The organism is Bradyrhizobium sp. Kon37 (assembly GCF_055807535.1).
In genome coordinates, this window is the sequence record NZ_JBVVOY010000001.1 from 378,362 (window position 1) to 404,012 (window position 25,651).

Below are 25,651 nucleotides of genomic sequence, written 5' to 3' on the forward strand. Positions count from 1 at the left end.
GACTCGTGGTTACCAGCTTCGCCTCGAACCTTTCCCTGGGGTAATGGGTCCTGGCTTTCGCCAGGACGACGTTGGGGGAACATCAACCCACCGCCTTCGGCTTCCCCTCGTTCTTCCCCTCGGCCAGGTTCCGCACCACCACGTAGAAGATCGGCGTGAACAACAGCCCGAACAGGGTGACGCCGATCATGCCGAAGAACACGGCGACGCCGACCGCTTGCCGCATCTCTGAGCCCGAGCCGGACGATATCACCAGAGGCAGCACGCCGAGGATGAAGGCGAAGGACGTCATCAGGATCGGCCGCAGGCGCAGGCGGCAGGCGTCGATCACGGCCTCCAGCCGCGGCTTGCCTTCCTTCTCGATGTCGCGGGCGAACTCGACGATCAGGATCGCGTTCTTCGCCGCCAATCCCACCAGCACGACAAAGCCGATCTGGGTGAGGATGTTGACGTCCTGCCCCATGATGCGCACGCCGATGGTGGCGGCCAGCAGGCACATCGGCACGATCAGGATCACCGCGAACGGCAGGGTCCAGCTGCCATATTGGGCGGCGAGCACGAGATAGACGAACAGCACGCAGATCGGGAACACGTACAGACCCGCATTGCCGCCCGTGATCTGCTGGTACGACAGATCGGTCCATTCGAAGGTGAAGCCGCTCGGCAGGGTGTCGTCGGCGAGCTTCTTGATCGCGTTGAGCGCGGTGGTCGAGCTGGTGCCCGGCGCCGGCTCGCCCTGCAATTCGGACGCCGCATAGAGATTGTAGCGCGCGACGCGGTCGGGGCCGGAGACGTCCTTGAACTCGACCACGCTGCCCAGCATCACCATGTCGCCGGAGGCGTTGCGCGTCCGCAACCGCGAGAGATCGCTTGGTTCTTTGCGGAACGGGAAGTCGGCCTGCGCGGTGACGTGGTAGGTCCGGCCGAACAGGTTGAAGTCGTTGACATAGGTCGATCCGAAATAGGTCTGGATCGTGTCATTGATGCCGGCGATGGGAACGCCGAGCTTCTGCGCCTTGGTACGGTCGATGTCGACGAAGAGCTGCGGCGTGTTGGCTGAGAACGGCGAGAACACCGTCGGAGCTAGCAGCGAGGGCGATTTGCGCGCCGCGGCGACGAGCTCGTCGGTGGCCGAGGCGAGTAGCTCAGGCCCGCGGCCCTGGCGGTCCTGGATGCGGATGGTGAAGCCGCCACCGGTGCCGATGCCGGGCACGGCCGGCGGCGGAATCACGATGATGAAGGCACCCTGAATCGCGGCCAGGCGTTTGCGCAGCTCGGCCGTGATGGCGTTCGCGGACAATCCCTTCTTGATCCGCGCCTCGGGCTCGTCGAACACCGGGAAGAGCGCCGCCGCGTTGCCGGCTTGCGTCCGCGTCGCGCCGGAGAAGCCCGCGAAAGCGGCGACGCGGACGATACCGGGCGTATCCAGCGAGATTCGTTCGATCTCGCGCACGACCTCGGTGGTACGCGCCAGCGAGGCCGCTCCCGGCAATTGCACGGAGATGATGACGTAGCCGCGGTCCTGCGCCGGAATAAAGCCTTGCGACGTGGTGGCGATCAGCCAGCCGGCACTGCCGATCAGCACGACGTAGACCAGGATCATCACCGCCGAATGCCGGATCACGAAATTGGCGAGGCCGGCGTAGCCATGCGCGAGACGGTCGAACACGCGGTTAAACACGCCCGTGAAAGCGTTCCAGCCGCGTGCGAGGATATTCCAGCGCGCCGGCGGCCGTTTCTCCTCGTGCGGGACGAGGAGAAGCGAGGCCAGCGCCGGCGACAGCGTCAACGAGCAGAAGCACGAGATTGCGGTCGCGACCGCAATGGTGACGGCGAATTGCTGAAAGAATTGCCCGGAAATTCCGCCCAGAAACGCAGTCGGGACGAACACCGCGCAGAGCACCAGCGCGATCGACACCAGTGCGCCGCCCACCTCCTCCATGGTCTTCAGCGCGGCATCGCGTCGGCTCATGCCATGCTCGAGATGCCGCTCGACATTCTCGACCACCACGATGGCGTCGTCGACCACGATGCCGACGGCGAGAACGAGCCCGAACAGCGTGAGATTGTTGATGGAGAAGCCGAGCGCCGCCATCACCGCGAAAGTGCCGACCAGCGACACCGGGATCGCGATGATCGGAATGATCGCGGGTCGCCACCCTTGCAGGAACACCAGCACGACGATGACCACGAGCAACATGGCCTCGTAGATGGTCTTGATCAGCTCATGGACCGACTGCGCGATGAACTCGGTCGGGTTGTAGCCAATATTGAAGTCGAGGCCTTTCGGAAAGCTCTCCTTCAGCTTCGTCATCGTGTCCGAAATGTGCTTCGCGGTCGCGAGCGCGTTCGATCCCGGCCGCTGCGTCACCAGCATGGCGACCGCCGATTTGCGCAGCAGGAAGCTGTTGGTGGAGTAGGCGAGAGCACCGAGCTCGATACGGGCGACGTCACGCAGGCGCACCGTGCGGCCGTCGGAGCCGGCCTTGATCAGGATGTCCTCGAACTGCTTCTGGTCTTTCAATCGCCCGGTGAAGGTGAGGTTCGGCTGGAAAGCGCGGTCGGCGATCGGCGGCTCGGCGATCTGGCCGCCCGCGATCTGCACGTTCTGCGCACGGATCGCGGCGAGCACTTCGGCCGACGTCAGGCCGAGATTGGCGATCCGGTCAGGATCGAGCCATAGCCGCATCGAATAATCGCGTGCGCCGAAGATCTGGATGTCGCCGACGCCGTCGATCCGGAGCAGCTGGTCGCGGACCTGGAGCAGCGCGTAGTTGGAGATATAGAGCTGGTCGAAAGTGTCGTCCGGCGACAGCATGAACACGACCATCAGAATGTCGGGCGAGTTCTTGCGTGTGGTGACGCCGTTGCGCTGAACCTCTTCAGGCAAACGCGGCTGCGCGATCGCGACGCGGTTCTGCACCAGCACCTGGGCCTTGTCGAGATCGGTGCCGAGCTTGAAAGTGACGGTGATGGTGAGCTGGCCGTTCGAGGTCGCCTGGCTGTAGAGATACAGCATGTCCTCGACACCGTTGATCTCCTGCTCGATGGGAGCTGCAACTGTGTCGGACACGGTCTGCGCGGAGGCACCGGGATATTGCGTGGTGACGACGACGGTCGGCGGCACCACTTGCGGATATTCGGAGACAGGCAGCGTGGTATACGCCAGAGCGCCGACGATCAGCAGCACGATCGACAACACCATCGCGAGAATGGGCTGGTTGATGGAGAGACGACCAAGGTTCATGACTTGTCACCGGGCTTGCCACCGGCCGGCGCTGGCGCAGTCTGCGGGGCGACCTTGGCGCCGACACGGGCGCGCTGGATGCCGTTGACGATGACGCGATCCTCGGCCTTCAGCCCCTCGCGGATCACGCGCAAGCCGTCGTCGAGCGGCCCTAGCGTCACGGGGCGGGCCTCGACAGTGTCGTCCGGCTTCACCACGAACACGATCTTGCGGGACTGGTCGGTCGCGACCGCGACGTCGGGAATCAGCAGCGCCTCATAGGGCGCGCTGCCGATCAGGCGGACGCGACCGAACTGACCCGGCAGGATCGACAGATCGGTGTTCTTGATCACGGCGCGGCTGCGCAGCGTGCCGGTGGAGACATCGAGGCGGTTGTCGAGGAAGTTGATGCTGCCTTCACGGGATGGTTTCGTCTCGCCGGCGAGCGTCACCTGCACCGGGTTCGCCGTATCGCGCGAGCTCGGGCGGCGGCCTTCGAACCACAGCTTGCTGTATTTGATGAAGGTCGCCTCATCCATGTCGAAATAGATATAGATCGGGTCGAGCGTCACGATCGAGGTGAGCAGCGTCGACGTTCCGGTATCGCTGCCCTGCACGAGATTGCCGGGGCTGACGAGATGGCGGCTGACGCGGCCGGTCAGCGGCGCCGTCACATGCGTGAATTCGATATTGAGCTTGGCGACCTTGAGCGCACCCTCGGCCTGTGTTTCGGCAGCGTGCGCGGCCTGCAAGGCCTGACGGCGCTGATCGACAACCTGCTCGGAGACGGCGCTGGTCTGCACCAGGCTCAAACCGCGATCGAGCTCCCGCTTTGCAAGCTCCACCTTGGCACGCGCATCGGAAAGCTGCCCCTCCGCCTGCGTGGCCACCGCCTCGAACGGACGTGGGTCGATGACGTAGAGCAGATCGCCCTGACGCACGATGGCGCCATCCTGGAATTCGACAGAGTTGACGAACCCGCCGACGCGCGGGCGAACCTGCACCTCCTCCATCGCCTCGAAGCGGCCGGTGAACTCGTCCCAATCGGTGACGGTGCGCTTGACCGGCTGGGCGACGGTCACCGGCGCGGGCGGCGGCGCGGCTGCTTGCGGGGTCGGCTGGCCACAGCCCGCAAGACCGAATACCGCGGCGAGTAGCCCCGCGATCACGCGAGGTCGAGGCGAAACGAAATCGTGCCTTTTGACAAACTGCTCGCTTCCGTCCGGTCCAGTCATCCCAGGTCCTCGCATAAAAACCGCGGAAATAGCAGGGTACGCCTGTACCCGCGGGCGCCACAAGATGGGTCGCAATGATGAACTCTTCAAGACCTTCGCACGCGCAATGCTCGGAGGAATGCCCTGGCCGGATGACGGGTTGACAGGTCCTTCTTCGCCTCTCCCCGCCTGCGGGGAGAGGCCGGATCGCGGACGCGATCCGGGTGAGGGGAGCCTCCGCGAGTCCGACTGCCACCGTGATTGTTGAGACAGCCCCTCACCCCAACCCTCTCCCCGTAAGAACGGGGAGAGGGGGAGAAAAAGCCCAGCGTCTTCGCGCATGACGAATGCCGCCAGCGCGGTTAGACTACCCCCCACAAAAACAAGTCGAATTGTCCGGGGAGGACAGGCGTGCACCAGGGACGTGTCGTTTACGGCGCGATCGAGGAAGTCGTGTTCGGCCACCCCGCGGCCGAAGCCGTGGTCGCGCAGATGGACCGGCTGGGGACGCGCCGCGCCTTCCTGATGGTCTCGGGGACGCTCAACCGCCAGACCGACGAAATTGCCAAGATCAAACAGGCCCTGGGCACAAATTGCGCGGGCGTCTTCGATGCCATGCCGGCGCACACACCGCGCGAGGCGGTGATCGCCGCCACCAATGCGGCGCGCGACGCGGCCGCCGACCTGATCGTCACCGTGGGCGGCGGCTCGATCACCGACGCCGCCAAGGCGGTGCAGCTCTGCCTCGCCAACGGCATCGACGATGTCGACGGCATCGAGCGTATCCGCGTGCACAAGGGCGTCGCGCCGGAGATGAATGCGCCGACCGTGCGTCAGATCAGCGTCCCGACCACGATTGCCGGCGGCGAGTTCAGCTCGATCGCAGGCGTCACCGACCGCACTGCCCATGTGAAACAGATGCTACGGCATCCGCTCGCAGTGCCGCGCGCGACCATCCTCGATCCCGCCATCACCGTGCACACGCCGGAATGGCTGTTCCTCTCGACCGGCATCCGCGCCATCGATCATTGCGTCGAGGCGATCTGCTCGCGCGAGACGCACCCCTATGCCGACGCGCAGTCGGTGAAGGGCCTCGCGATGCTCGCCGACGCGCTGCCACGGGTGAAGGCTGATCCTGCTGACCTCGACGCACGCATGGATGCGCAGATCGGCACCTGGCTATCGATGGGCGCGCTCGCCGCCGGCGTGCCGATGGGCGCGAGCCACGGCATCGGCTACGTGCTGGGCGCGGCCTTCGACGTGCCGCATGGCTACACCTCCTGCGTCATGCTGCCGGCCGTGATGCGCTGGAATGCGCGCGACAATGCCGAGCGCCAGATGATCGTCGCGGCCGCAATGGGCTTTCCCGGCCACGCTGCAGCCGACGTGCTCGATGCCTTCATCCGCTCGCTCGGCATGCCGCGCAGCCTCGCTGATGTACGTGTCTCGCCGGAGCATTTCGACGCCATCGCGGACGCTGCGATGCGCACGAACTGGATCCCGCGCAACCCGCGCAAGATCGACGGCCCCGCGCAGGTGCGCGAAATCCTGCTTCTTGCCGCATGATCTAAAGCCGGAGGACCGATGTACCCAGGTCAGCATGCCCGCCTGCGCCCGCTCCAGCCCGCCTTCATCATGGCGGTAACAGGCGAGGCCGTCACCTATCGCGAGCTCGATGCGCGCAGCAACCGACTGGCGCACCTGTTCCGCAAGCACGGCTTGAAGCGGCTCGACCATTTTTCGATCTTCATGGAGAACAATTCGCGCTACCTCGAAGCCTGCGGCGCGGGTGAGCGCTCCGGCCTCTACTACACCTGCATCAACTCGTTCCTGACGCCGGGCGAGCTGGCTTATCTCCTGGTCAACAGCCAGTCGAAAATCCTGATCACGTCGGTTGCGAAGCTCGATATCGCCCGCGAGGCGATCAAGGTCTGCCCCGACATCAAACTGTGCATCGTCGCCGACGGCCCCGGCGAGAGTGAGCGCATCGTCGGCCTCACCGAGGTGACCGCCAACCTGCCGAAGACGCCGATCCCGGACGAATGGCTCGGCACGGCCATGCTGTATTCATCGGGCACGACGGGACGGCCAAAAGGGATTCTGCGGCCGCTCCCCGAGGAGCCGCCAAAGCATAATCTGCCGTTGTTCGATTTCCTGACCAAGCTTTGGCAATACCGCGAGGGCATGATCTACCTCTCGCCTGCGCCGCTCTATCATTCGGCGCCGCAGGCCGCCGTGAACCTGACGATCCGGATGGGCGGCACCGTCATCATCATGGAAAATTTCGATCCCGAGCGTTACCTCCAGCTCGTGCAGCAATGGGGCATTACTCATACCCAGCTGGTGCCGACGATGTTCTCGCGCATGCTCAAGCTGCCGGAGGAGGTGCGCACGCGCTATGACCTGTCGTCACTCGAAATCGCGATCCACGCCGCCGCCCCCTGCCCGGCCCTGGTGAAGGACGACATGATCAAATGGTGGGGACCGATCATCCACGAATATTACGGCGCGACCGAAGGCCTTGGCTTCACCGCCTGCGACAGCGCGGAATGGCTCGCCCATCGCGGCACCGTCGGCAAGGTGCTGCTCGGCGAGCTCCACATTCTCGACGAGACCATGAAACCATGCCCCACCGGCACGCCAGGACAGGTCTGGTTCAAGACGGCCTCGCCTTTTGAATATTTCAACGACCCGGAGAAGACCAAGGAGGCGCGCTCGGCCGACGGCAGCATGAGCACGGTCGGCGACGTCGGCTATGTCGACGAGGACCGCTTCCTTCATCTCACAGACCGCGCGACCTTCATGATCATCTCGGGCGGCGTGAACATCTATCCGCAGGAGTGCGAGAATCTGTTGATCACCCATCCAAAGGTTGCGGACGCCGCGGTGTTCGGCGTGCCCAATCCCGACCTCGGCGAAGAGGTGAAGGCGGTGGTACAGCCGATGCCGGGCGTCGTGCCGGGCGAGGCGCTCGCCGAAGAGCTGATCGCGTTCTGCGGGGCGTCGCTGTCGCGGCAGAAGGTGCCGCGCTCGGTCGATTTTGAAAAGGAGTTGCCGCGGCTGCCGACAGGGAAGCTGTACAAGCGGCTGCTGCGGGACCGCTATTGGGGGAACAAGGCGTCCAGGATCGTGTGAGGACCGCTGTCGTCCTGGCGAACGCCAGGACCCATACCGCGTGATCTCACGAGTAGAGAAGGTAGCAATACCGAACGACCAATCTTCGCCAAACACCTCCGTGGGGGTAATGGGTCCTGGCGTTCGCCAGGACGACGCCGGAGGGTCGTCTCACAATTTGTGAGAGAAATCCCCTGCGGCCTTGCGTCATCCGAATTGCCGAGAGGCCGCCCGTCCTTGCCGGTTGCCTCCCCGCACACGCGTCGCTATCGTCCACTCAAGCAGGCCGCAAAAGGCTAATGTCCAGGGAGGACGAGGATGCGGAGCGTACGAGCGCTCGCCGCGACGGCGGCGCTATCTTTGCTTGCGTTTTCGACCATTGCACTCGCCGGCGAGCCCAAGCAGGGCGGCATTTTGCGGATGTACCACCGCGACAGTCCCGGCAACGCCTCGATCCACGAAGGCGCGACCTACTCGCTCAATGTTCCCTTCATGCCGGTGTTCAACAACCTCGTCATCTACAAGCAGGACGTGGCGCAGAACAGCATGGACACGATCGTGCCCGAGCTCGCCGAGAGCTGGGCCTGGGTCAACGACAACAAGACACTGACCTTCAAGCTGCGCCAGGGCGTGAAGTGGCACGACGGCAAGCCGTTCACCTCGGCGGACGTCAAATGCACCTTCGACATGCTGATGGGCAAGTCGCAGCAGAAGTTCCGGCAGAACCCGCGCAAGAGCTGGTACGAACAGGTCAACGATGTCTCCACCAACGGCGATCTCGAGGTCTCCTTCAACCTGAAGCGGCCGCAGCCTTCGCTAATTGCACTGCTCGCCTCGGGCTACACGCCGGTCTATCCCTGCCACGTCTCACCCGGCGACATGCGCACGCACCCGATCGGCACGGGCCCGTTCAAGTTCGTCGAGTTCAAGGCCAATGAATCGATCAAGCTGACTCGCAATCCCGATTATTGGCGCAAGGGGCGGCCCTATCTCGACGGCATCGAGTTTACCATCATCCCGAACCGCTCGACCGCCATTCTCGCCTTCGTCGCCGGCAAGTTCGACATGGCCTTCCCGACCGAGGTGAGCATCCCGCTCCTCAAGGACGTCAAATCGCAGGCGCCGAACGCGATCTGCGTGGTCGAGCCCAACAATGTCGCGACCAACATCATCGTCAATTCGTCCGCGCCGCCGTTCGACAATATCGACATCCGCCGCGCCATGGCGCTGTCGCTCGACCGCAAGGCCTTCATCTCGATCTTGTTCGAGGGCCAGGGCGACATCGGCGGCACCCTGCTGCCGCCGCCGAACGGGCTGTGGGGCATGCCGAAAGAGATGCTCGAGACCATTCCGGGCTACGGCCCCGACATCAACGCCAACCGCGAGGAAGCAAAAAAGCTGATGCAGAAGGCCGGTTATGGGCCGGACAAGCATCTCGCGGTCAAGGTCTCGACCCGCAACATCCCGGTCTATCGCGATCCCGCGGTGATCCTGATCGACCAGCTCAAGAGTATCTATATCGACGGCGAGCTCGACGTGGTCGAGACCGCGAACTGGTTCCCGAAGATCGCGCGCAAGGACTACATGCTCGGGCTCAATTTGACCGGCAATGCCGTCGACGATCCTGACCAGTCCTTCTACGAGAACTATTCCTGCGGCTCCGAGCGCAACTACACCAATTACTGCAACAAGGAGATCGAGAAGCTGTTCGACGTGCAGTCCCAGGAGACCGACGTCAGCAAGCGCAAGAAGCTGGTGTGGGACATCGACAAGAAGTTGCAGGAGGACGTCGCCCGCCCGATCATCTTCCACGCACGGACCGGCAGCTGCTGGCAGCCTTACGTCAAGGGCGTGACGGTGATGTCGAACAGCTCGTATAATGGATATCGGTACGAGGATGTCTGGATGGACAAGTAGCGCGGGCGGCTGACGGGTTCGACGGGAGGCGATGCATGTTTGCCTATCTGGTGCGGCGCCTGTTTCTGATGCTCGTGACCCTGTTCGGGATCTCGATCGTCATCTTCTTCCTGCTGCGCATCGTTCCCGGCAACATCGTCGACATCCTGTTTGCGGCGGCCGGCTATGTCGATCCCGCCGACAAGGCCAATCTGGAAAAAGAGCTCGGCATCGACCAGCCGCTGGTGGTGCAATATTGGCACTGGATCAGCGGATTTCTGCGCGGCGATTTCGGCTACTCCTACGTCTCCGAGAAGCCCGCGCTTCAGGAGATCCTGCCACGGATCCCGATCACCGCACGGCTCGCCGGGCTGGCGCTGTTGTTCTCGGCCTCGATCGGCATTCCCCTGGGTGTCATCAGCGCGGTGAAGCAGGGAACGAGGCTCGACTACGCGTTGCGTGTGGTGAGCCTCAGCGGATTGTCGCTGCCGTCGTTCTGGCTGGGCCTGCTCATCCTCACCGCATCGGTGGCGTTGTTCAACCAGATGCCGATCTTCAATCCCAATCCGGCGACCTGGCTGGAGGCCTTCGCGACCTATGCCGTGCCCGCCGCCGCCGTCGGCTTCCGCAGCGCGGCGCTGACCATGCGCATAACGCGGTCCTCGATGCTGGAGGTGCTGCGGCAGGACTATATCCGCACCGCGCGTGCCAAGGGCGCATCGGATGCCGCCGTGAACTATCAGCACGCGCTCAAGAACGCGATTTTGCCCGTCATCACCGTGATCGGCATCGAGGCGGCGTTCCTGATCGGCGGCCTCATCGTCACCGAGACCGTGTTCAACATCCCCGGCGTCGCGCGCTTCCTGGTCGAGGCGATCCGCTGGCGCGATTATCCGATCGTGCAGAACCTGGTGATGCTGATTGCCATCGTCGTGGTGAGCGCGAACTTCATCGTCGACATGCTGTACGCCGTGTTCGACCCGCGCATCAGGTACACGGATTAGCCCGATGACCATCACTCACACTACGCTCACGCGTTCCTTCACCTCTCCCCGCTTGCGGGGAGAGGTCGGATTGCGCAGCAATCCGGGTGAGGGGGAGCTTCCGCGAGTCCAACTGCCACCTTCCCCGCGGAGAGCCCCCCTCACCCCGACCCTCTCCCCGCGCGCGGGGAGAGGGGGAAGGTAGACCTATGGCCGCAATCGACTATGACGTTGAACTGAGGCGCGCCGGGGCGCACGCGACAGTCGGCTGGCGGCGTGTGCTGTTTTTGGCGCAGCGGCATGTGCTGGGCGCGGCCGGGCTCGTCATCATGACCCTGTTCGTGTTCACCGCGATCTTCGCCGACTTTATCGCGCGTTACGATCCGCTGACGATCGATGCCGCCCGGGCACTGGCGCGTCCAAGCCTGGCACACTGGATGGGCACGGATTCCTTCGGCCGCGATGTCTTCAGCCGCATCATTCATGGCGCGCGGATCTCGCTCGCGGTCGGCATCGGCTCGACGGCGCTCGGCGGCTCGATCGGAGTGATCGTGGGCCTCACCTCCGGTTATCTCTCCGGCTGGGTCGATCTCGTGTTCCAGCGCGTCTCCGATGTCCTGCAGGCGCTCCCGCTGCTGGTGTTGGCCCTGATCATGACCGCGGCGCTTGGGCCGTCCTTACCGAACGTCATCATTGCGATCGCCATTCCGCTGATCCCGACCGTCTCGCGCGTCATCCGTGCCAACACGCTGGCGCTGCGCGAGCTGCCATTCATCGAGGCCGCCAAGTCGATCGGCATGAGCGAGGTGCGCATCGCGCTCCGTCACGTGCTGCCGAACACGCTGGCGCCGCTGATCGTGCTTGCGACCGCCCAGCTCGGCTCGACCATCCTCACCGAAGCCTCGCTCTCGTTCCTCGGCCTCGGCATTCCCGAGCCGTACCCATCGTGGGGCCGCATGCTTTCTGAGTCGGCGGCCGAATATGTCCGCACGGCGCCATGGCTGGTGATCTTCCCGGGCATCGCCATCAGCCTCGCGGTGTTCGGCGCCAATCTGTTCGGCGACGCCCTGCGCGACATCCTCGATCCACGGCAGCGCGGCTGATGGCTGACAAATCCGATCTCGTGCTCGAGGTGAAGAACCTGAAGACGGTGTTCTTCACCAACTCCGGTCTGTTCAAGGCCGTCGACGATGTGTCCTTCACGGTGAAGCGCGGCGAGACGCTGGCGATCGTCGGCGAATCCGGCTGCGGCAAGAGCGTCACCGCGCTGTCGCTGATGCGGCTGGTGCCGGATCCCCCCGGCCGCATCGTCGGCGGCTCCGTCACGCTTGAAGGCACTGATCTTCTGACGCTGGACGAAGCAGAGATGCGCGCCGTCAGGGGCAACCGCATCTCGATGATCTTCCAGGAGCCGATGACCTCGCTCAATCCGGTGATGCGGATCGGCGACCAGATCGTCGAGGCCGTGCGGCTGCACCGGAGCATGTCGAGCAAGGAGGCCCGGGACATCGCGATCGAGATGCTGCGCCTGGTGCGCATCCCCGAACCGGCTCGGCGCGCGCGGGAATATCCGCATCAACTGTCCGGCGGCATGCGCCAGCGCGCCATGATCGCCATGGCGCTGGCGTGCCGGCCGGCGCTGCTGATCGCGGACGAGCCTACGACTGCGCTCGATGTCACCATCCAGGCGCAGATCCTGGCGCTGATCCTGGACCTTCAGAAAGAGCTCGGCACCGGGCTCGTGCTGATTACGCATGATCTCGGTGTCGTCGCGCAGACCGCGCAGCGCGTCATCGTGATGTATGCGGGACGGAAGGTCGAGGAAGCGAGCGTCGAGGCACTGTTCGCCGCACCGAAACATCCCTACACGCGCGGATTGATGGCATCGATCCCGGCGGTGCCGGCACCGGGCGTCGCCGCGCCGGCACGGCTGAACGAAATTCCCGGCACGGTGCCGTCGCTGGTGCGACTGCCGAAGGGTTGCGCCTTCGCGCCGCGCTGCAAGCTCGCGATCAAGCGCTGCGAGGCCGAATATCCGCCGCTCACCGATTGGGGCGGTGGCCATCTCGCTGCATGCTGGCGCGCGGCCGAAGTTGCGGAGGTGGCATGACCGAGGCGCTGCTCGAAGTCACCGATCTCAAGAAACACTATCCGGTGCGCGCCGGCGTGTTGCGCCGGCAAGTCGGCACAGTGCATGCAGTCGACGGCGTCTCGTTTTCGGTTGGGGTCGGCGAGACGCTGGGCCTCGTCGGCGAATCCGGCTGCGGCAAGTCGACGGTAGCGCGCAGCGTGCTGCGGCTGGTCGAGCCGACCTCGGGCCAGATCCATCTCGAGGGCGAAGACATCACCCATCTCTCCAAGTCCGCGCTGCGCCCACATCGTCGTTCGATGCAGATCGTGTTCCAGGATCCGTTCGCCTCGCTCAACCCGCGGATGACTGCCGGAGACATCGTGGGCGAGCCGCTGTTCGTGCACGGGCTCGCAACCGGCAAAGCACTGGAGGCGCGTACCGCCAACCTGTTCGAGCAGGTTGGCTTGCGCCCCGAACAGATGCGCAACTTCCCGCACCAATTCTCCGGCGGCCAGCGCCAGCGCATCTGCATCGCCCGCGCGCTGGCGCTGGGGCCGCGGCTGATCGTCTGCGACGAGCCGGTCTCCGCGCTCGACGTCTCGATCCAGGCGCAAGTGATCAACCTCCTCATTGACCTGCAGCGCGAGCACGGCTTCTCCTACCTCTTCATCGCGCATGATCTCGCGGTGGTCGCCCATATCAGTCACCGCGTCGCGGTGATGTATCTCGGCCGCATCGTCGAGATCGCCGACAAGGACGAGCTGTTTGCAAATCCGCGCCATCCCTACACGCAGGCCCTGCTCGCCTCGGTGCCAGTCGCCAATCCGCTTGCCAAAAAGCTCGTGCCGCTGGTCGACGGCGACGTGCCAAGCCCGGTCAATCCGCCGCCGGGATGCGCGTTTCACACCCGCTGCCGGTTTGCGATGGAGCGATGCAGGACGGAGCGGCCGGCGCTGGTGGACGCGGGCGAGCTGCACCAGGTGGCGTGTTTGCTCAACGACGGGACGGGGCGGAGCCAGTAGCTCCGCTGTCGTGCCCTACCCAGCCCCGATCTCGGCCACGATCCGGCCCGTGATCACCTGCTCGCCCTCGGCGACGTCGATCGCGGCGACGACGCCGTCGATGCCGGCCTTGTGGACGTGCTCCATCTTCATCGCTTCCAGGGTCATCACCGGCTGGCCGGCACTGACGCGGTCGCCCGGCTTGACCAGGACGGCAACGACGCGGCCGTTCATGGCAGCGCGAACCTTGCCATCGCCGCCGTTGCTTGCGGCGGCCTTCGGCGCCGCCAGCGTGAGATCGGTCGCCGCGAGCGGGATGCCGCGGCGCTGGAGGTGGAGCCGGTCACCATCGCGCAGGAATTTGGCACTGTCCATCACACCGTCATGGCGGAAGCGGATCATGTCGAGATCGAGCTGATCGATCTCGAACTTGTCGTGCCGGCCGTCGCTGGCAACGATGTAGCTGCCATCGCGCTCGCGCGTGACTTCGAGCTCATACGCGTGGCCTGCGATCTCGATCTTCGCCGGTAGCGGGAACGTTGCCGCGAGGCTCCGTCCGCAGCGCCACGACGGTGCCTGCGGGTTCGTGACGTAGAGCAGCAGGCCGGCCAAAGCGATATCGAATGCAGCGTCCGTGCGCGGCGCCAGCAATTCGTCGCGATACGCACCAATGAATGCCGTGGTCGCCTCGCCCTTGGCAAAGCCGGGATGACGCAGGCACGACATCAAGAACGCCTGGTTGGTGGTGACGCCGAAAGCGGTGAGCTGTTCGAGGCCGACGATCAGCCGCCCCCTCGCCTCCTCGCGTGTCGCGCCATGGCTGATCACCTTGGCGATCATGGAATCGTAGAACGGCGGAATCTCGGAGCCCGATTGCAGCGCATGCTCGACGCGGATGCCATCCGGCACCTGCCAGCGCGCCATGCGCCCGGACTGCGGCATGAAATCTTGCGCGGCATCCTCGGAGCACAGCCGCACCTCGATGGCGTGGCCTGTGAAGCGAATGTCCTGCTGCTTGACCGGCAGCGGCTCGCCGCGCGCGACCCGCAGCTGCAATTCGACGAGATCGAGCCCGGTGATGGCCTCGGTGACGGGATGCTCGACCTGGAGGCGCGTGTTCATTTCCATGAAGTAGAATTCGCCGCTCGCATCGAGCAGAAATTCGAGCGTGCCGGCGCCCTCGTAGCGCAGCGCCTTCACCGCGGCGACCGCGACGTCGCCGATCTTCGCGCGCAGTTCCGGCGTCACTGCGGGCGACGGTGCCTCCTCGATCAGCTTCTGGTGGCGCCGCTGCACCGAGCAATCGCGTTCGCCGAGATGGATGGCGTTGCCATGGCTGTCGCCGAACACCTGAATTTCAATGTGACGGGGATTCTGGATGGCGCGTTCGAGGATCACCGTCGGATCGCCAAACGCCGCCTTCGCCTCGGACCGCGCGCTACGCAGTGCATCTGGAAACGACGCCGCGTCCGTCACGAGCCGCATGCCGCGTCCACCGCCACCGGCGACCGCCTTGATCATCACGGGAAAGCCGATCTCTCTCGCCTCCGCGAGCATGACCTCATCGCCCTGATCGGCGCCCTGATAGCCGGGCACGACGGGCACGCCTGCCTTTTTCATGATCTCCTTGGCGCCGGCCTTGTTGCCCATCGACTCGATCGCCTGGGGCGACGGGCCGATGAAGACGAGCCCAGCATCCTTGCAGGCCTGTGCAAACTCCTCGTTCTCGGCGAGGAAGCCATAGCCGGGATGAACGGCATCCGCGCCGCTGGCCTTTGCGGCCGCAATGATCGCGGGAATGTTGAGGTAGGATTGCGCCGGCAGCGGCTCGCCGATGCGCACGGCCTGGTCGGCGTGTTGCACATGAAGCGCGTCGCGATCCGCATCCGAATAGACCGCGACGACACCGAGGCCGAGCTTCCGCGCACTGCGCATCACGCGCAACGCGATCTCGCCGCGATTGGCAATCAAGACCTTGAAGAACGGCCGGTGCTGCGTTGATCCGTTCCTCATGGGCGAGCCACCGAAAACTGCATGCGCTGGGGCGTGCGCGCATCGCCCTCGCGGCAAATCGCGAGCACTTCCGACAGCAGCGCGCGGGTGTCGCGCGGATCGATCACGCCGTCGTCGAGCACGCGCGCGCTGGTCGAGAACACGTCCATCTGGCCGTCGAACACGCCGATGATCTGCGCCTTCATGGCCTCGAGCTTTTCTTTCTCCACCGGCTTGCCGCGGCGGGCTGCTGCGGCTTCGGTGACGATCGCCATGGTCTCGGCGGCCTGCTCACCGCCCATCACGGCAGTCTTGGCATTGGGCCAGGAGAAGCAGAAGCGCGGATGGAAGCCGCGCCCGCACATACCGTAATTGCCGGCGCCGAACGAGGCGCCGCAATAGATGGTGATCTGCGGCACCGTCGCCGACGTCACCGCCTGGATCATCTTGGAGCCGTGCTTGATCATACCGGCTTCTTCGTAAGCTTTGCCCACCATGTAGCCGGTGGTGTTGTTCAGATACAGCAATGGCGTACGAGTCTGGCAGCACGCCTGGATGAAATGCGTCGCCTTGTTGGCACCGGCCGGATCGAGCGGACCGTTGTTGGTGATGATGCCGATGGCCTGGCCCTCGATGCGGGCATGGCCGCAGACGGTGGCCGGGCCGTAATTCGGCGCCATCTCGGTGAAGTCGGAATCGTCGACGATGCGCGCGATGACCTGCTTCATGTCCACGGCGCGCTTGTGGTCCATCGGCATGATGCCGAGCAGCTCGTCCTGGTCGTAGCGCGGCGGCTTATATTCCGCGCTCGCCCTGCCGGGCCGCTCCCATTCCAGCGCCGCCATGATCTCGCGCGCGATACGCAGGGCGTCGCGGTCATCCTCGGCGAGATAGTCGCCAAGTCCCGACACCTGCGTGTGCATCTCGGCGCCGCCAAGTTCCTCCTCCGTCGCGATCTCGCCGGTGGCGGCCTTCAGCAGCGGCGGGCCGGCGAGGAAGGCGCGAGTGCGGCCACGGACCATGACGATGTAGTCGGACAGGCCGGTCTGATAGGCGCCGCCGGCGGTCGAGGAGCCATGCGTCACGGTGACGACGGGCAGCCCCGCCGCCGAGAGCCGCGCGAGATTGCGGAAGATATTGCCGCCGCGAACAAAATCTTCGACGCGATAGCGCAACAGATTGGCACCGGCGCTTTCGACCAGCTGGACATAGGGCAGCTTGTTCTCCAGCGCGAGCTCCTGCACCCGCAGCGTCTTGTCGAGACCGTAGGGCTGAAGAGCGCCGGCATCGATGCCGGAATCATTGGCGCTGACCATGCAACGGATGCCCGAGACGAAACCGATGCCGGCGATGACGCCGCCGCCGGGGACACTCTTGTCCGGATCCGATACGTCGAACATGAAGCCGGCGAGCGTGGACAGCTCGATGAAGGGCGCGCCGGGATCGAGCACCAGCGCGACGCGCTCGCGCGGCAACAGCTGGCCGCGCTTGTGGAAGCGGTCTTTCGCCGCCGCCGACGCCGCACGCGTGCGCTCTTCCAGCGCGCGCATGCGGTCAATCAGGCCAAGCATGCCGTCGCGATTGGCGCGGTAGGCGGCGCTGCCGGGGGAAATCGTGTTTTCGAGAACGGACATGATTATTTCCTACCCGTCATTGCGAGGAGCGGAGCGACGAAGCAATCCAGACTGCCTCAACAGAAAGATTCTGGATTGCTTCGCTTCGCTCGCAATGACGGCTGGGGCTACATTCAGCGATTCGTCCCAAAAATCTTTCGCGCTTCCGCCGGGCTCGCGACCTCGCGGCCCGCACGGCGGGCGCAGGCGGCGATGGCCTCGATCAGCTGGCCGTTCGACGTCACCTTCTTGCCGTCGGCGAGATAGAAGGCATCTTCGAGACCGGTGCGCAGATGACCGCCGAGCTCCGCACAGCGCTGGTGCAGCGGCCAGATTTCTTCGCGGCCGATCGCGGTGACCTGAAATTGCGCCTCGGGACGCTTCAGCTTGATCAGGATCGGCAGCAGATCGGGATCCGACGGCATGCCGGAGGCGACGCCCATCACAAAGTTATATTCGAGCGGGCCCTTGTACATGCCGACCTGGCGGTACATGCCGACGCAGCGGACGATGCCGACGTCAAAACATTCGAATTCGGGGATGGTACCGACCGCGTTCATGACGTCGAGATAGTCCTTCACCTTCTCGACCGCATTGTCGAACATCATCGGCGGCCAGGCCCAGCTGTTGTCGGCCTTCACCTTCAGATAGTTCAGCGAGCCGGCATTGCAGGCGGCGATCTCCGGCCTGGTCTCACGGATGCAATCCAGCGCACCGCTGTAGTTCGGCCCTGAGACGCCGGAGGTGTGGTTGATGATCACGCCGGGGCAGGCTTCGCGGATCGCCTGCTGGATCTCCTTGCTGACGCTGACCTCCCAGGACGGCAGATGCCCCTTGTCCGGCGCCTGCTGACGCAAATGGATGTGCATGATGGACGCGCCGGCGTCGAACGCAGCCTTGGCCTCGCGCGCCATCTGCTCGGGCGTCACGGGCACGTTGTGCTGCTTCGGGTCGGTGAGCACGCCGTTCAGCGCGCAGGTGATGACGGCCTTATCGCTCATGCCTTGAATGTCTCGCACGTTGATAATTCAACGCTTGCGATCATGTGATGGGCGGCATGCGGCTTCTTGCGCGGAGAAGCTGGAAAGAACGGCTATCGTAGGGTGGGCAAAGGCGCTCTTGCGCCGTGCCCACCATGTCTCCACACCTTACGAAGGTGGTGGGCACGCTTGCGCTTTGCCCACCCTACAAGAGCGGCGCTAACTCGCCTCCGCCAGCCTCACCGTCTCGCTGCTGCGATAAATCGCAAGATCGCGCGAACCGACGAAGATCGCGCGCGGCTTCAAGCCGTAGAAGCGGCGGATCGAGTGGCTGAAATGGGTGGAATCGGGATAGCCGATGTCCTGCGCGAGATGGGCGAGGTTGAGGTCCTGGTTGGCGAAGTGCAGCAGATGCCGCGCGCGCTTCCAGGCGCGGAAGGAGCGGAACGAGATGCCGGTCTCTTCCTTGAACAGATGCAGGAAACGCGAAGCGGAAAGTCCGGCGTCCGCCGCGCATGTGTCCGCCGTCACGGGCTCACCCGTGAAGCGGCCGATACGGGCGACCGCACGCGTCACGCGGGGGTCGAGCACCCGGCGCGGCAGCGCTTCGCCAAAACACATCTCGTCGAATTCGGCGGTGGTGATGTCGCCGTAGCGGCGCTGGCGCAGCAGCGTGTAGGCGGCGAGGATCTTGCGGGCATAGACGGCCTTGTCGGGTCCGGTGAGCCGGTCGGCCAGGACCTCGATCACGCCATCGGGCATGCTCTCCGGCTCCAGCGTGACGCTGATCGCGGTGCGATAGTCGCTGGCAATGGAATGCCGCTGGTTCGGCAGGGTGACGAACAGCTCGCCGGTGGCGAGGGCATCATCGATCGTCAGATGCAGGCTGCCCTTGACCGCGACATAGACGTGACAGCAGCCGGGAGTCCGCTTGCGGGGGCGGCCGAGCAGGCCGGCATAGAATACCCGCTCCGGCGTGATCAGCATCAAATGGTCGGATTCGCGACCGTTATCTTCCATTGGGATCCTCCTCGCGCGGCTCTTTGGCCGCTGCGGACGGAGGTCACCTTAGCGGAAATCTGGGCGCTGTCACGGCGGGATAGCGCTATCATGAAGCGCAAAACGGCAGCAGTCCGGGAGGGGTGGTGGACGCCCCCGGAACTCGTGCCAACATCGTCCTGGACAAGCGCAGCGGAGCGGAGCGCCGATCCAGGACCCATTACCCCAGGGGGAAGTTGCGGCGCCAGGGCGACAACCGCGAGTCGTCGCCAAACAAATCCCTGGGGTAATGGGTCCTGGCTTTCGCCAGGACGACGATCAGGCCCTTACCCTCGGCGCCACGTTCTGCTCCACGCCGGCCTGTTGCTCCGCAGCAACCGCGCGCTTGAGACCATCGCGCTGCTGCAAGCGCGCCCAATAGGCTGCGACATTTGGCCCAAAATCCTTGGCAAGCCCAATAGTATCGGCGAGGCGGAGCGCGTATCCGATCACGATGTCGGCGGCGGTGAAGCGGCCGGCGCACAAGGTCTCGGTATTTGCGGTGGCTGCCTCGACGGCGCGCAGCCGACCCAAAAACCATTTGGCATAGTCGCCAGCGACCTGCGGATTGCGGCGCTCTTCCGGCTCGAGCTGGGTGTATCGGAGCACCAGCGTCTGCGGGAAGGTTAACGTGGCGTCGCTGAAATACATCCAGTTCAAGAACGCGCCATAGGCGGGATCCTCCGGCCCGACCATCAGTGGCGTCGGTCCATGCTTGATGCCGAGATAGTGGCAGATGCCGGACGATTCCGTCATCCTGGTCTCGCCATCGACCATGAAGGGAATCGTGCCCAGCGGATTGAGCGCGAGGTATTCCTTGGCGAAGACCCGCGGCGGGAACGGCAGCATCTTCAATTCGTAGGGAAGCCCCATTTCCTCCAGCATCCAGAGCGGACGGAACGAGCGCGCGCCGTCGCAGTGATAGAGCGTGATCATCAGGAACTTCCTTTGCTGCCGGGCAGCGTGCCCATCATCTTGCACAGGACCATCAGCATGACCTCGTCGGCGCCGCCGCCAATCGATGTCAGGCGGCTGTCGCGATAGGCTCGGCTGACCGGCGTCTCGTTGGTAAAGCCCATTCCGCCCCAATATTGCAAGCAGGCGTCGGTAAGCTCGCGGCCGAGCCGCCCGGCCTTCAGCTTGGCCATGGTCGCCAATTTCGTGACATCCTCGCCCGCCACCAGCGCCTCGCCGGCACGGTAGATCAGCGCGCGCAACAGCTCGACCTCGGTCTGCATCTCGGCCAGCTTGAAGTGAACGACCTGGTTGTCGAGGATCGACTTCCCGAAGGCTTTTCGGTTGCGGGTGTATTCGATGGTCTCGTTGATGATGTATTCATGCGCCTTCAGGCAGGCGGCCGCGCCCCAGAGGCGCTCCTCCTGGAACTGGATCATCTGATAGGTAAAGCCCTTGCCCTCCTCGCCGATCCGGTTGCGCTTGGGCACGCGGACATTGTCGAAGAAGATTTGTGCGGTATCCGACGAGCGCATCCCCATCTTGTCGAGTTTTCTCGCGACGGTGACGCCCTTGGTCTTCATGGGGACGCAGATCAGCGACTTGTTGCGGTGAACGGGCCCGTCGCCGGTGTTGGCGAGCAGGCAGATCCAGTCGGCCTGGGTGCCGTTGGTAATCCACATTTTGCCGCCATCGATGACGTAATCGTCGCCATCGGAGCGCGCATTGGTCTTGATCGAGGCGACGTCGGAGCCCGCGCCGGGCTCGGAGACGCCGATGCAGGCCACATAGTCGCCAGAGATCGAGGGCGCCAGGAATTCGCGCCGCACTTCATCGGAGCCGAACCGCGCCAGCGCCGGCGTCGCCATGTCGGTCTGCACCCCGATCGCCATCGGCACCCCGCCGCAACTGATGGCGCCGAGTTCCTCCGCCATCATCAGCGCATAGGAATAGTCGAGCCCGGAGCCGCCGAATTCGACCGGCTTGTTCAATCCGAGAAAGCCGAGGCTGCCCATCTTCCTGAACAGCTCATGCGCCGGAAAGATATCGGCCTTCTCCCATTCATCGACGTGCGGATTGATCTCGTTGGCGATGAATTTCTGCAAGGAACGGCGGATCTCGTCGTGGTCGGCGGTAAACAGCATTTGTCGGCTCAGCTCTCGGTATCTCTGATGTGCTCGTCATGGCCGGGCTTGTCCCGGCCATCCACGCCTTCGCCACCCGCCATCAAGAACGTGGATGCCCGGGACAAGCCCGGGCATGACGGAGGGGGCGTTCACAACCCCATCTGCCGCGACGCCAGATCCTTCATGATCTCCTCGGTGCCGCCGCCGATGGCGTTGACCTTGACCTCGCGGTAGATGCGCTCGGCCTTGATGCCGCGCATGAAGCCGGCGCCGCCAAAAATCTGCACGGCTTCAGAGGCGCAGAATGCCATGGTCTGGGTCGCCTGGTTCTTCATCATGCAGATTTCGGCGACCGGGCTTTCACCCTGCTCCAGCCGCCAGGCCAGCATCTCCAGCATCGCTTGCGACGCGGCGACCTTCTGCGCCATGTCGACGATCTTGTGGCGGATCACCTGGTGCTGCGCGAGCGGCTTGCCGAAGGTCTTGCGCTCCTTGGCGTAGGCAATGGCTTCGTCGAGGCAGACGCGCGCGAACGCGGTGCAGCCCGCCGCCATGCCCATGCGCTCGCTGTTGAAATTCCGCATGATGATCTTGAAGCCCTGGCCCTCCTCGCCGATCAGGTTTTCCGCCGGTACGCGGCACTCGTCAAAATGCAGAGTCGCGGTGTCAGAGGCCCACCAGCCCATCTTCTTCAGCTTTGTCCGGGACAGGCCCGGCGTATCCCCCTCGATCAGGAGCAGGCTGACGCCGCCGGCGCCCTCACCCCCGGTGCGCACCGCAACGGTCAGATAGTCGGCGCGCATCCCCGAGGTGATGAAGGTCTTCTCGCCGCTCACGACGTAGTGATCGCCATCGCGCCGCGCCTTGGTCCGGAGGCTCGCAACATCAGAACCGCCGCCCGGCTCGGTGATCGCAAGCGCGGAGATTTTCTCACCCGCGAGCACCTGGGGCAGCACGCGCGCCCTGACCTCGGGCCGCGCGGCCCGCGCGACCGGCGGCGAACCGATGGTATGGCTCATCAAACTGGCGCTGACGCCGCCGGCGCCAGCACGCGCCAATTCCTGGCTGGCGACGATCTTCATGAACTGGTCGGCGGCGATCCCGCCATATTCCTCGGGGAAACCGAGCCCCAACAGCCCGATATCGGCCGCCTTGCGATAGAGCGCGCGGGGGAATTCGCCGGCCTCGTCCCACTCGTGGGCGAAGGGCGCAATCTCCTTGTCGACGAAGCGGCGCATCACGTCGCGAAAGGCGTCATGCTCGGCGGTATAGAACGGGCTCATCATCGCACTCTCGCCTTGCTGGCGGATTCGTCTCGTGCACCATGGCCGGAACCTTGGCGGCTCACTTGCGCGGAGTGGCTGGCCGGGGCTCCCCTCCGAGCAGGCTCGCTCTAGCAACTCAACGCAAGACGATTTTCACCGCTCGCGCGCCAACTCCGGATCAAAAAAGGATGGTGCACAAACTCCGGCTGGCCCCTGGGCCATGCCGGGCATGGTGCATGGCAATAGGGACGCGGGCGGCACCAGACCGCCGAGGGAGGAATTTTTGGCCGTTCGTTACTACGACTGGATCGCCCACCATGGCCGCCGCACGCCGAACAAGGTCGCGGTGATCGACCTCGCGAGCGAGCGCCGCTTCAGCTATGCGCAGCTCGACGCGCGCATCTCGCGTCTCGCTTCATTTCTGCGTCATACGCTGAAAGTCTCGCGCGGCGAGCGCGTCGCGGTGCTGGCGCTGAACACGACCGATACGCTGGACGTGCAATTCGCCTGCGGCCGATTAGGTGCGATCTTCGTGCCGCTGAACACCCGCCTCACCGTTCCCGAACTGCAGTTCATCACCAGCGATTGCGCGCCGAAGGTAATGATCCACGACACCGAGCTTGCCGAAACGGCGCTTGCCGTCGCAAAGCTCTGCGGCATTGAGACGAGCCTGCTGCTTGGCCCGGGCGGGACTTATGAGGCCGGCATCGCCGCCGCAAAGCCGCTCGAGAAAATCGAGGAGGTCACCCTCGATGACGTCTCGACCATCATGTACACCTCGGGCACGACGGGTCACCCGAAGGGCGCCACCATCACACATGGCATGACCTTCTGGAATTGCGTCAATCTCGGCGGCCCTGCCTGCATCGGGCCCTCCTCGGTGCTGCTCACCGTGCTGCCGCTGTTCCACACCGGCGGACTGAACTGCTACACCAACCCGGTGCTGCACGCCGGTGGCACCGTGATGATCATGCGCGCCTTCGATCCCGGCACGGCGCTCGGCCTGATCAACGATCCCGCGCAGGGTATCAACGTGTTCTTCGGCGTGCCCGCGATCTACCAGTTTATGGCCCAGCATCCGGCCTTCGCGACCACCGACCTCAGCCGGCTGATCGTCGGCGGTGTCGGCGGCGCACCAATGCCAGTGCCGCTGCTCAAGGTGTGGGAGGCGCGTGGCGTGGCGCTTCAGCAGGGCTACGGCATGACCGAGACCTCGCCGGCGGTGCTGGTGCTCGACCGCGAGGATGCGGCACGCAAGGCCGGCTCGGCCGGCAAGCCGGTGCTGCACACCGAAGTGCGGATCGTGCGGCCCGATGGCAGCGACGCCGATGTCGGCGAGCTCGGCGAGCTCTGGGTTCGGGGGCCGAACATCACGCCCGGCTACTGGAACAGGCCGGAGGCGAACAAGACGTCGTTCACCGACGGATGGCTGCACACGGGCGACGCGACACGCGTCGATGAGGAAGGCTTTTACTACATAGTCGACCGCTGGAAGGACATGTACATCTCCGGCGGCGAGAACGTCTATCCGGCCGAGGTCGAGAACGTCCTGCACCAACTCGACGCCATCGCGGAAGCCGCCGTGATCGGCATTCCCGATCCGCAATGGGGCGAGGTTGGTCTCGCTATCGTCGCGGCCAAGCCCGGCCAGCGATTGACCGAGGCAGCGGTCTTCGCGCATTGCGCGGCGAATCTCGCGCGTTTCAAATGTCCGCGCCAGGTCCGCTTTGTCGAAGCGTTACCCCGCAACGCCACCGGCAAGATCCACAAGCCGACATTGCGCAAGGAATTCTCGGTCACTTCCGAAGTCGACAAGAAAGCCGCCAACGCCTGATCAAAGCGCCCCTCTCGCGGGCGCTTTTCTTTTTTGAAGTGCCAAAGTCAGAAGAAACCCCAAAGAAGCCCCAAGGAATTTTCATGAACAAGAAACTCGCCCTGCTTGCCGCGGCAACAGCAATGACGCTGTTTGCGACCCACTCCGCGTATGCCCAAAAAGCGTACGACACCGGCGTCACCGACACCGAGATCAAGATCGGCAATGTCGAGGCCTATTCCGGCCCGGCTTCGGCCTACGGCGTCATCGGCAAGACCGAGGAAGCCTATTTCAAGATGATCAACGACCAGGGCGGCATCAACGGCCGCAAGATCAACTGGATCTCCTACGATGACGGCTACTCGCCGCCGAAGACCGTTGAACAGATCCGCAAGCTGATCGAGAGCGACGAGGTCTTCCTGGTGTTCAACGCGCTGGGCACCCCGACCCAGACCGCCGTGCAGAAGTATCACAATTCCAAGAAGGTGCCGCAGCTGTTCCTCGCCACAGGCGCCAGCAAGTGGAACGACCCGAAGAATTTTCCCTGGACCATGGGCTTCCAGCCCAGCTACCGCGTCGAGGCACAGATCTTCGCCAAGTATATTTTGAAGGAGAAGCCGGACGGGAAGGTTGCGATCTTCTATGCCAACGATGATTTCGGCAAGGACTACCTCGCCGGCATCAAGGACGTGTTCGGCGACAGGGCATCTAAAATGATCGTGGCGGAAGAGAGCTACGAAACGTCGGAGCCTTCGATCGACGCCCATATCGTCAAGCTCAAGGGGACCGGCGCCGACGTCTTCGTCAACATCGCGACGCCGAAGTTTGCGGCGCAGGCGATCAAGAAGATTGCCGAGCTGGAGTGGAAGCCGATGCATCTCATGACTGATGTCTCGGTATCGATCGGCGCGGTGATGAAACCGGCCGGCCTCGAGGCATCCGAAGGCGTGCTGTCCGCCGGCTATCTGAAGGATGCGTCGGATCCGCAGTGGAAGGATGATGAGGGCATGAAGAAGTTCATCGTCTTCGTCGACAAATACATACCCGGCGCAAATATTTCGGACGCCAATCTGGTTTACGCCTATGCCGCAGCCCAGACCATGGTGCAGGTGCTGAAGCAGGCGGGCGACAATCTGACCCGTGAGAACGTGATGAAGCAGGCAGCGAGCCTCAAGGACTTCGTCCCCGACACCCTGATCCCGGGCATCAAGATCAACACCTCGGCGACCGACTTTGCGCCGATCGAGCAGCTCAAGATGTGGCGGTTCAAGAAGGGCCAGTGGGAGCTGTTCGGCGACATCATCAGCGCCGAAACCGGCGGCTAGTTCGACCGAAAAACTACCGAATAGCGGCCGAAGGGCCGC

18 protein-coding genes are annotated in these 25,651 nt (G+C 64.2%); 9 read left to right on the plus strand and 9 right to left on the minus strand.

Annotated elements, in window-relative coordinates:
* Window positions 1-82: 82 nt before the first annotated feature.
* Together AC0L3J_RS01895 and AC0L3J_RS01900 are read right to left on the minus strand one after the other, a co-directional pair.
* Window positions 83-3,247 carry an efflux RND transporter permease subunit gene (locus tag AC0L3J_RS01895; RefSeq protein ID WP_473345695.1) on the minus strand — a complete coding sequence of 1,055 codons (3,165 nt, stop codon included), beginning with the start codon at window positions 3,245-3,247 and terminating at the stop codon, window positions 83-85.
* Entirely contained in the window at window positions 3,244-4,461 is a 1,218-nt protein-coding gene (locus AC0L3J_RS01900) for an efflux RND transporter periplasmic adaptor subunit (protein WP_473345696.1), read from the minus strand. Before AC0L3J_RS01900 ends, AC0L3J_RS01895 begins: the two co-directional genes overlap by 4 nt.
* 390 nt (window positions 4,462-4,851) lie before the next feature.
* Between AC0L3J_RS01900 and AC0L3J_RS01905 the strand changes: the two genes are divergently transcribed.
* The 7 genes from AC0L3J_RS01905 to AC0L3J_RS01935 all read left to right on the plus strand — a co-directional run bounded on the left by AC0L3J_RS01905 (window position 4,852) and on the right by AC0L3J_RS01935 (window position 13,526).
* Entirely contained in the window at window positions 4,852-6,006 is a 1,155-nt protein-coding gene (locus tag AC0L3J_RS01905; RefSeq protein ID WP_473345697.1) for an iron-containing alcohol dehydrogenase, read from the plus strand.
* An 18-nt stretch (window positions 6,007-6,024) separates the two neighbouring features.
* The gene (locus tag AC0L3J_RS01910) at window positions 6,025-7,575 is read left to right on the plus strand and encodes an AMP-binding protein (protein WP_473345698.1); all 1,551 of its coding nucleotides are present in this window, start codon (window positions 6,025-6,027) and stop codon (window positions 7,573-7,575) included.
* A 297-nt stretch (window positions 7,576-7,872) separates the two neighbouring features.
* Window positions 7,873-9,471: an ABC transporter substrate-binding protein gene (locus AC0L3J_RS01915; protein ID WP_473345699.1), complete on the plus strand. Its 1,599-nt coding sequence runs from the start codon at window positions 7,873-7,875 to the stop codon at window positions 9,469-9,471.
* 35 nt (window positions 9,472-9,506) lie between these two features.
* The gene (locus tag AC0L3J_RS01920) at window positions 9,507-10,454 is read left to right on the plus strand and encodes an ABC transporter permease (RefSeq protein WP_473345700.1); all 948 of its coding nucleotides are present in this window, start codon (window positions 9,507-9,509) and stop codon (window positions 10,452-10,454) included.
* Window positions 10,455-10,642: 188 nt separating this feature from the next.
* Window positions 10,643-11,536, plus strand: coding sequence for an ABC transporter permease (locus AC0L3J_RS01925; protein ID WP_018455966.1), 894 nt, complete (start codon window positions 10,643-10,645; stop codon window positions 11,534-11,536).
* A complete protein-coding gene (locus tag AC0L3J_RS01930; RefSeq protein WP_473345701.1) occupies window positions 11,536-12,543 on the plus strand; it encodes an ABC transporter ATP-binding protein in 1,008 nt (335 codons plus the stop codon). Before AC0L3J_RS01925 ends, AC0L3J_RS01930 begins: the two co-directional genes overlap by 1 nt.
* Complete coding sequence (locus tag AC0L3J_RS01935) at window positions 12,540-13,526, plus strand: ABC transporter ATP-binding protein (protein ID WP_473345702.1); 987 nt, start codon at window positions 12,540-12,542, stop codon at window positions 13,524-13,526. Before AC0L3J_RS01930 ends, AC0L3J_RS01935 begins: the two co-directional genes overlap by 4 nt.
* Before the next feature lie 15 nt (window positions 13,527-13,541).
* Here AC0L3J_RS01935 and AC0L3J_RS01940 read toward each other — a convergent pair whose 3' ends face one another.
* The 7 genes from AC0L3J_RS01940 to AC0L3J_RS01970 form a co-directional block, all read right to left on the minus strand.
* Complete coding sequence (locus AC0L3J_RS01940; RefSeq protein ID WP_473345703.1) at window positions 13,542-15,518, minus strand: acetyl-CoA carboxylase biotin carboxylase subunit; 1,977 nt, start codon at window positions 15,516-15,518, stop codon at window positions 13,542-13,544.
* Window positions 15,515-17,131 (minus strand): acyl-CoA carboxylase subunit beta, encoded by a 1,617-nt coding sequence (locus AC0L3J_RS01945; RefSeq protein ID WP_473345704.1) that lies wholly within the window; start codon window positions 17,129-17,131, stop codon window positions 15,515-15,517. The genes AC0L3J_RS01940 and AC0L3J_RS01945 overlap by 4 nt, the downstream gene beginning before the upstream one ends.
* Window positions 17,132-17,244: 113 nt before the next feature.
* Window positions 17,245-18,111 carry a beta-keto acid cleavage family enzyme gene (locus AC0L3J_RS01950; RefSeq protein WP_473345705.1) on the minus strand — a complete coding sequence of 289 codons (867 nt, stop codon included), beginning with the start codon at window positions 18,109-18,111 and terminating at the stop codon, window positions 17,245-17,247.
* Window positions 18,112-18,309: 198 nt separating this feature from the next.
* Window positions 18,310-19,110 carry a helix-turn-helix domain-containing protein gene (locus AC0L3J_RS01955; protein WP_473345706.1) on the minus strand — a complete coding sequence of 267 codons (801 nt, stop codon included), beginning with the start codon at window positions 19,108-19,110 and terminating at the stop codon, window positions 18,310-18,312.
* A 297-nt stretch (window positions 19,111-19,407) separates the two neighbouring features.
* The gene (locus AC0L3J_RS01960) at window positions 19,408-20,064 is read right to left on the minus strand and encodes a glutathione S-transferase family protein (protein ID WP_473345707.1); all 657 of its coding nucleotides are present in this window, start codon (window positions 20,062-20,064) and stop codon (window positions 19,408-19,410) included.
* The gene (locus tag AC0L3J_RS01965) at window positions 20,064-21,227 is read right to left on the minus strand and encodes an acyl-CoA dehydrogenase family protein (protein WP_473345708.1); all 1,164 of its coding nucleotides are present in this window, start codon (window positions 21,225-21,227) and stop codon (window positions 20,064-20,066) included. The genes AC0L3J_RS01960 and AC0L3J_RS01965 overlap by 1 nt, the downstream gene beginning before the upstream one ends.
* Before the next feature lie 131 nt (window positions 21,228-21,358).
* Window positions 21,359-22,495 carry an acyl-CoA dehydrogenase family protein gene (locus tag AC0L3J_RS01970; protein WP_473345709.1) on the minus strand — a complete coding sequence of 379 codons (1,137 nt, stop codon included), beginning with the start codon at window positions 22,493-22,495 and terminating at the stop codon, window positions 21,359-21,361.
* A 262-nt stretch (window positions 22,496-22,757) separates the two neighbouring features.
* On the opposite strand from AC0L3J_RS01970, the gene AC0L3J_RS01975 reads away from it, so the two are divergent.
* Both AC0L3J_RS01975 and AC0L3J_RS01980 read left to right on the plus strand, forming a co-directional pair.
* The gene (locus AC0L3J_RS01975) at window positions 22,758-24,308 is read left to right on the plus strand and encodes an acyl-CoA synthetase (protein WP_473345710.1); all 1,551 of its coding nucleotides are present in this window, start codon (window positions 22,758-22,760) and stop codon (window positions 24,306-24,308) included.
* 83 nt (window positions 24,309-24,391) lie between these two features.
* Complete coding sequence (locus tag AC0L3J_RS01980; protein WP_473345711.1) at window positions 24,392-25,612, plus strand: ABC transporter substrate-binding protein; 1,221 nt, start codon at window positions 24,392-24,394, stop codon at window positions 25,610-25,612.
* Window positions 25,613-25,651 lie beyond the last annotated feature (39 nt).

What these genes read in the sequence shown, in the direction of transcription:
- AC0L3J_RS01895 (WP_473345695.1), bottom strand. Translation starts at nt 3,247, where the DNA reads ATGAACCTTGGTCGTCTCTCCATCAACCAGCCCATTCTCGCGATGGTG.
- AC0L3J_RS01900 (WP_473345696.1), bottom strand. Translation starts at nt 4,461, where the DNA reads ATGACTGGACCGGACGGAAGCGAGCAGTTTGTCAAAAGGCACGATTTC.
- AC0L3J_RS01910 (WP_473345698.1), top strand. Translation starts at nt 6,025, where the DNA reads ATGTACCCAGGTCAGCATGCCCGCCTGCGCCCGCTCCAGCCCGCCTTC.
- AC0L3J_RS01915 (WP_473345699.1), top strand. Translation starts at nt 7,873, where the DNA reads ATGCGGAGCGTACGAGCGCTCGCCGCGACGGCGGCGCTATCTTTGCTT.
- AC0L3J_RS01920 (WP_473345700.1), top strand. Translation starts at nt 9,507, where the DNA reads ATGTTTGCCTATCTGGTGCGGCGCCTGTTTCTGATGCTCGTGACCCTG.
- AC0L3J_RS01925 (WP_018455966.1), top strand. Translation starts at nt 10,643, where the DNA reads ATGGCCGCAATCGACTATGACGTTGAACTGAGGCGCGCCGGGGCGCAC.
- AC0L3J_RS01930 (WP_473345701.1), top strand. Translation starts at nt 11,536, where the DNA reads ATGGCTGACAAATCCGATCTCGTGCTCGAGGTGAAGAACCTGAAGACG.
- AC0L3J_RS01935 (WP_473345702.1), top strand. Translation starts at nt 12,540, where the DNA reads ATGACCGAGGCGCTGCTCGAAGTCACCGATCTCAAGAAACACTATCCG.
- AC0L3J_RS01940 (WP_473345703.1), bottom strand. Translation starts at nt 15,518, where the DNA reads ATGAGGAACGGATCAACGCAGCACCGGCCGTTCTTCAAGGTCTTGATT.
- AC0L3J_RS01945 (WP_473345704.1), bottom strand. Translation starts at nt 17,131, where the DNA reads ATGTCCGTTCTCGAAAACACGATTTCCCCCGGCAGCGCCGCCTACCGC.
- AC0L3J_RS01950 (WP_473345705.1), bottom strand. Translation starts at nt 18,111, where the DNA reads ATGAGCGATAAGGCCGTCATCACCTGCGCGCTGAACGGCGTGCTCACC.
- AC0L3J_RS01955 (WP_473345706.1), bottom strand. Translation starts at nt 19,110, where the DNA reads ATGGAAGATAACGGTCGCGAATCCGACCATTTGATGCTGATCACGCCG.
- AC0L3J_RS01960 (WP_473345707.1), bottom strand. Translation starts at nt 20,064, where the DNA reads ATGATCACGCTCTATCACTGCGACGGCGCGCGCTCGTTCCGTCCGCTC.
- AC0L3J_RS01965 (WP_473345708.1), bottom strand. Translation starts at nt 21,227, where the DNA reads ATGCTGTTTACCGCCGACCACGACGAGATCCGCCGTTCCTTGCAGAAA.
- AC0L3J_RS01970 (WP_473345709.1), bottom strand. Translation starts at nt 22,495, where the DNA reads ATGATGAGCCCGTTCTATACCGCCGAGCATGACGCCTTTCGCGACGTG.
- AC0L3J_RS01980 (WP_473345711.1), top strand. Translation starts at nt 24,392, where the DNA reads ATGAACAAGAAACTCGCCCTGCTTGCCGCGGCAACAGCAATGACGCTG.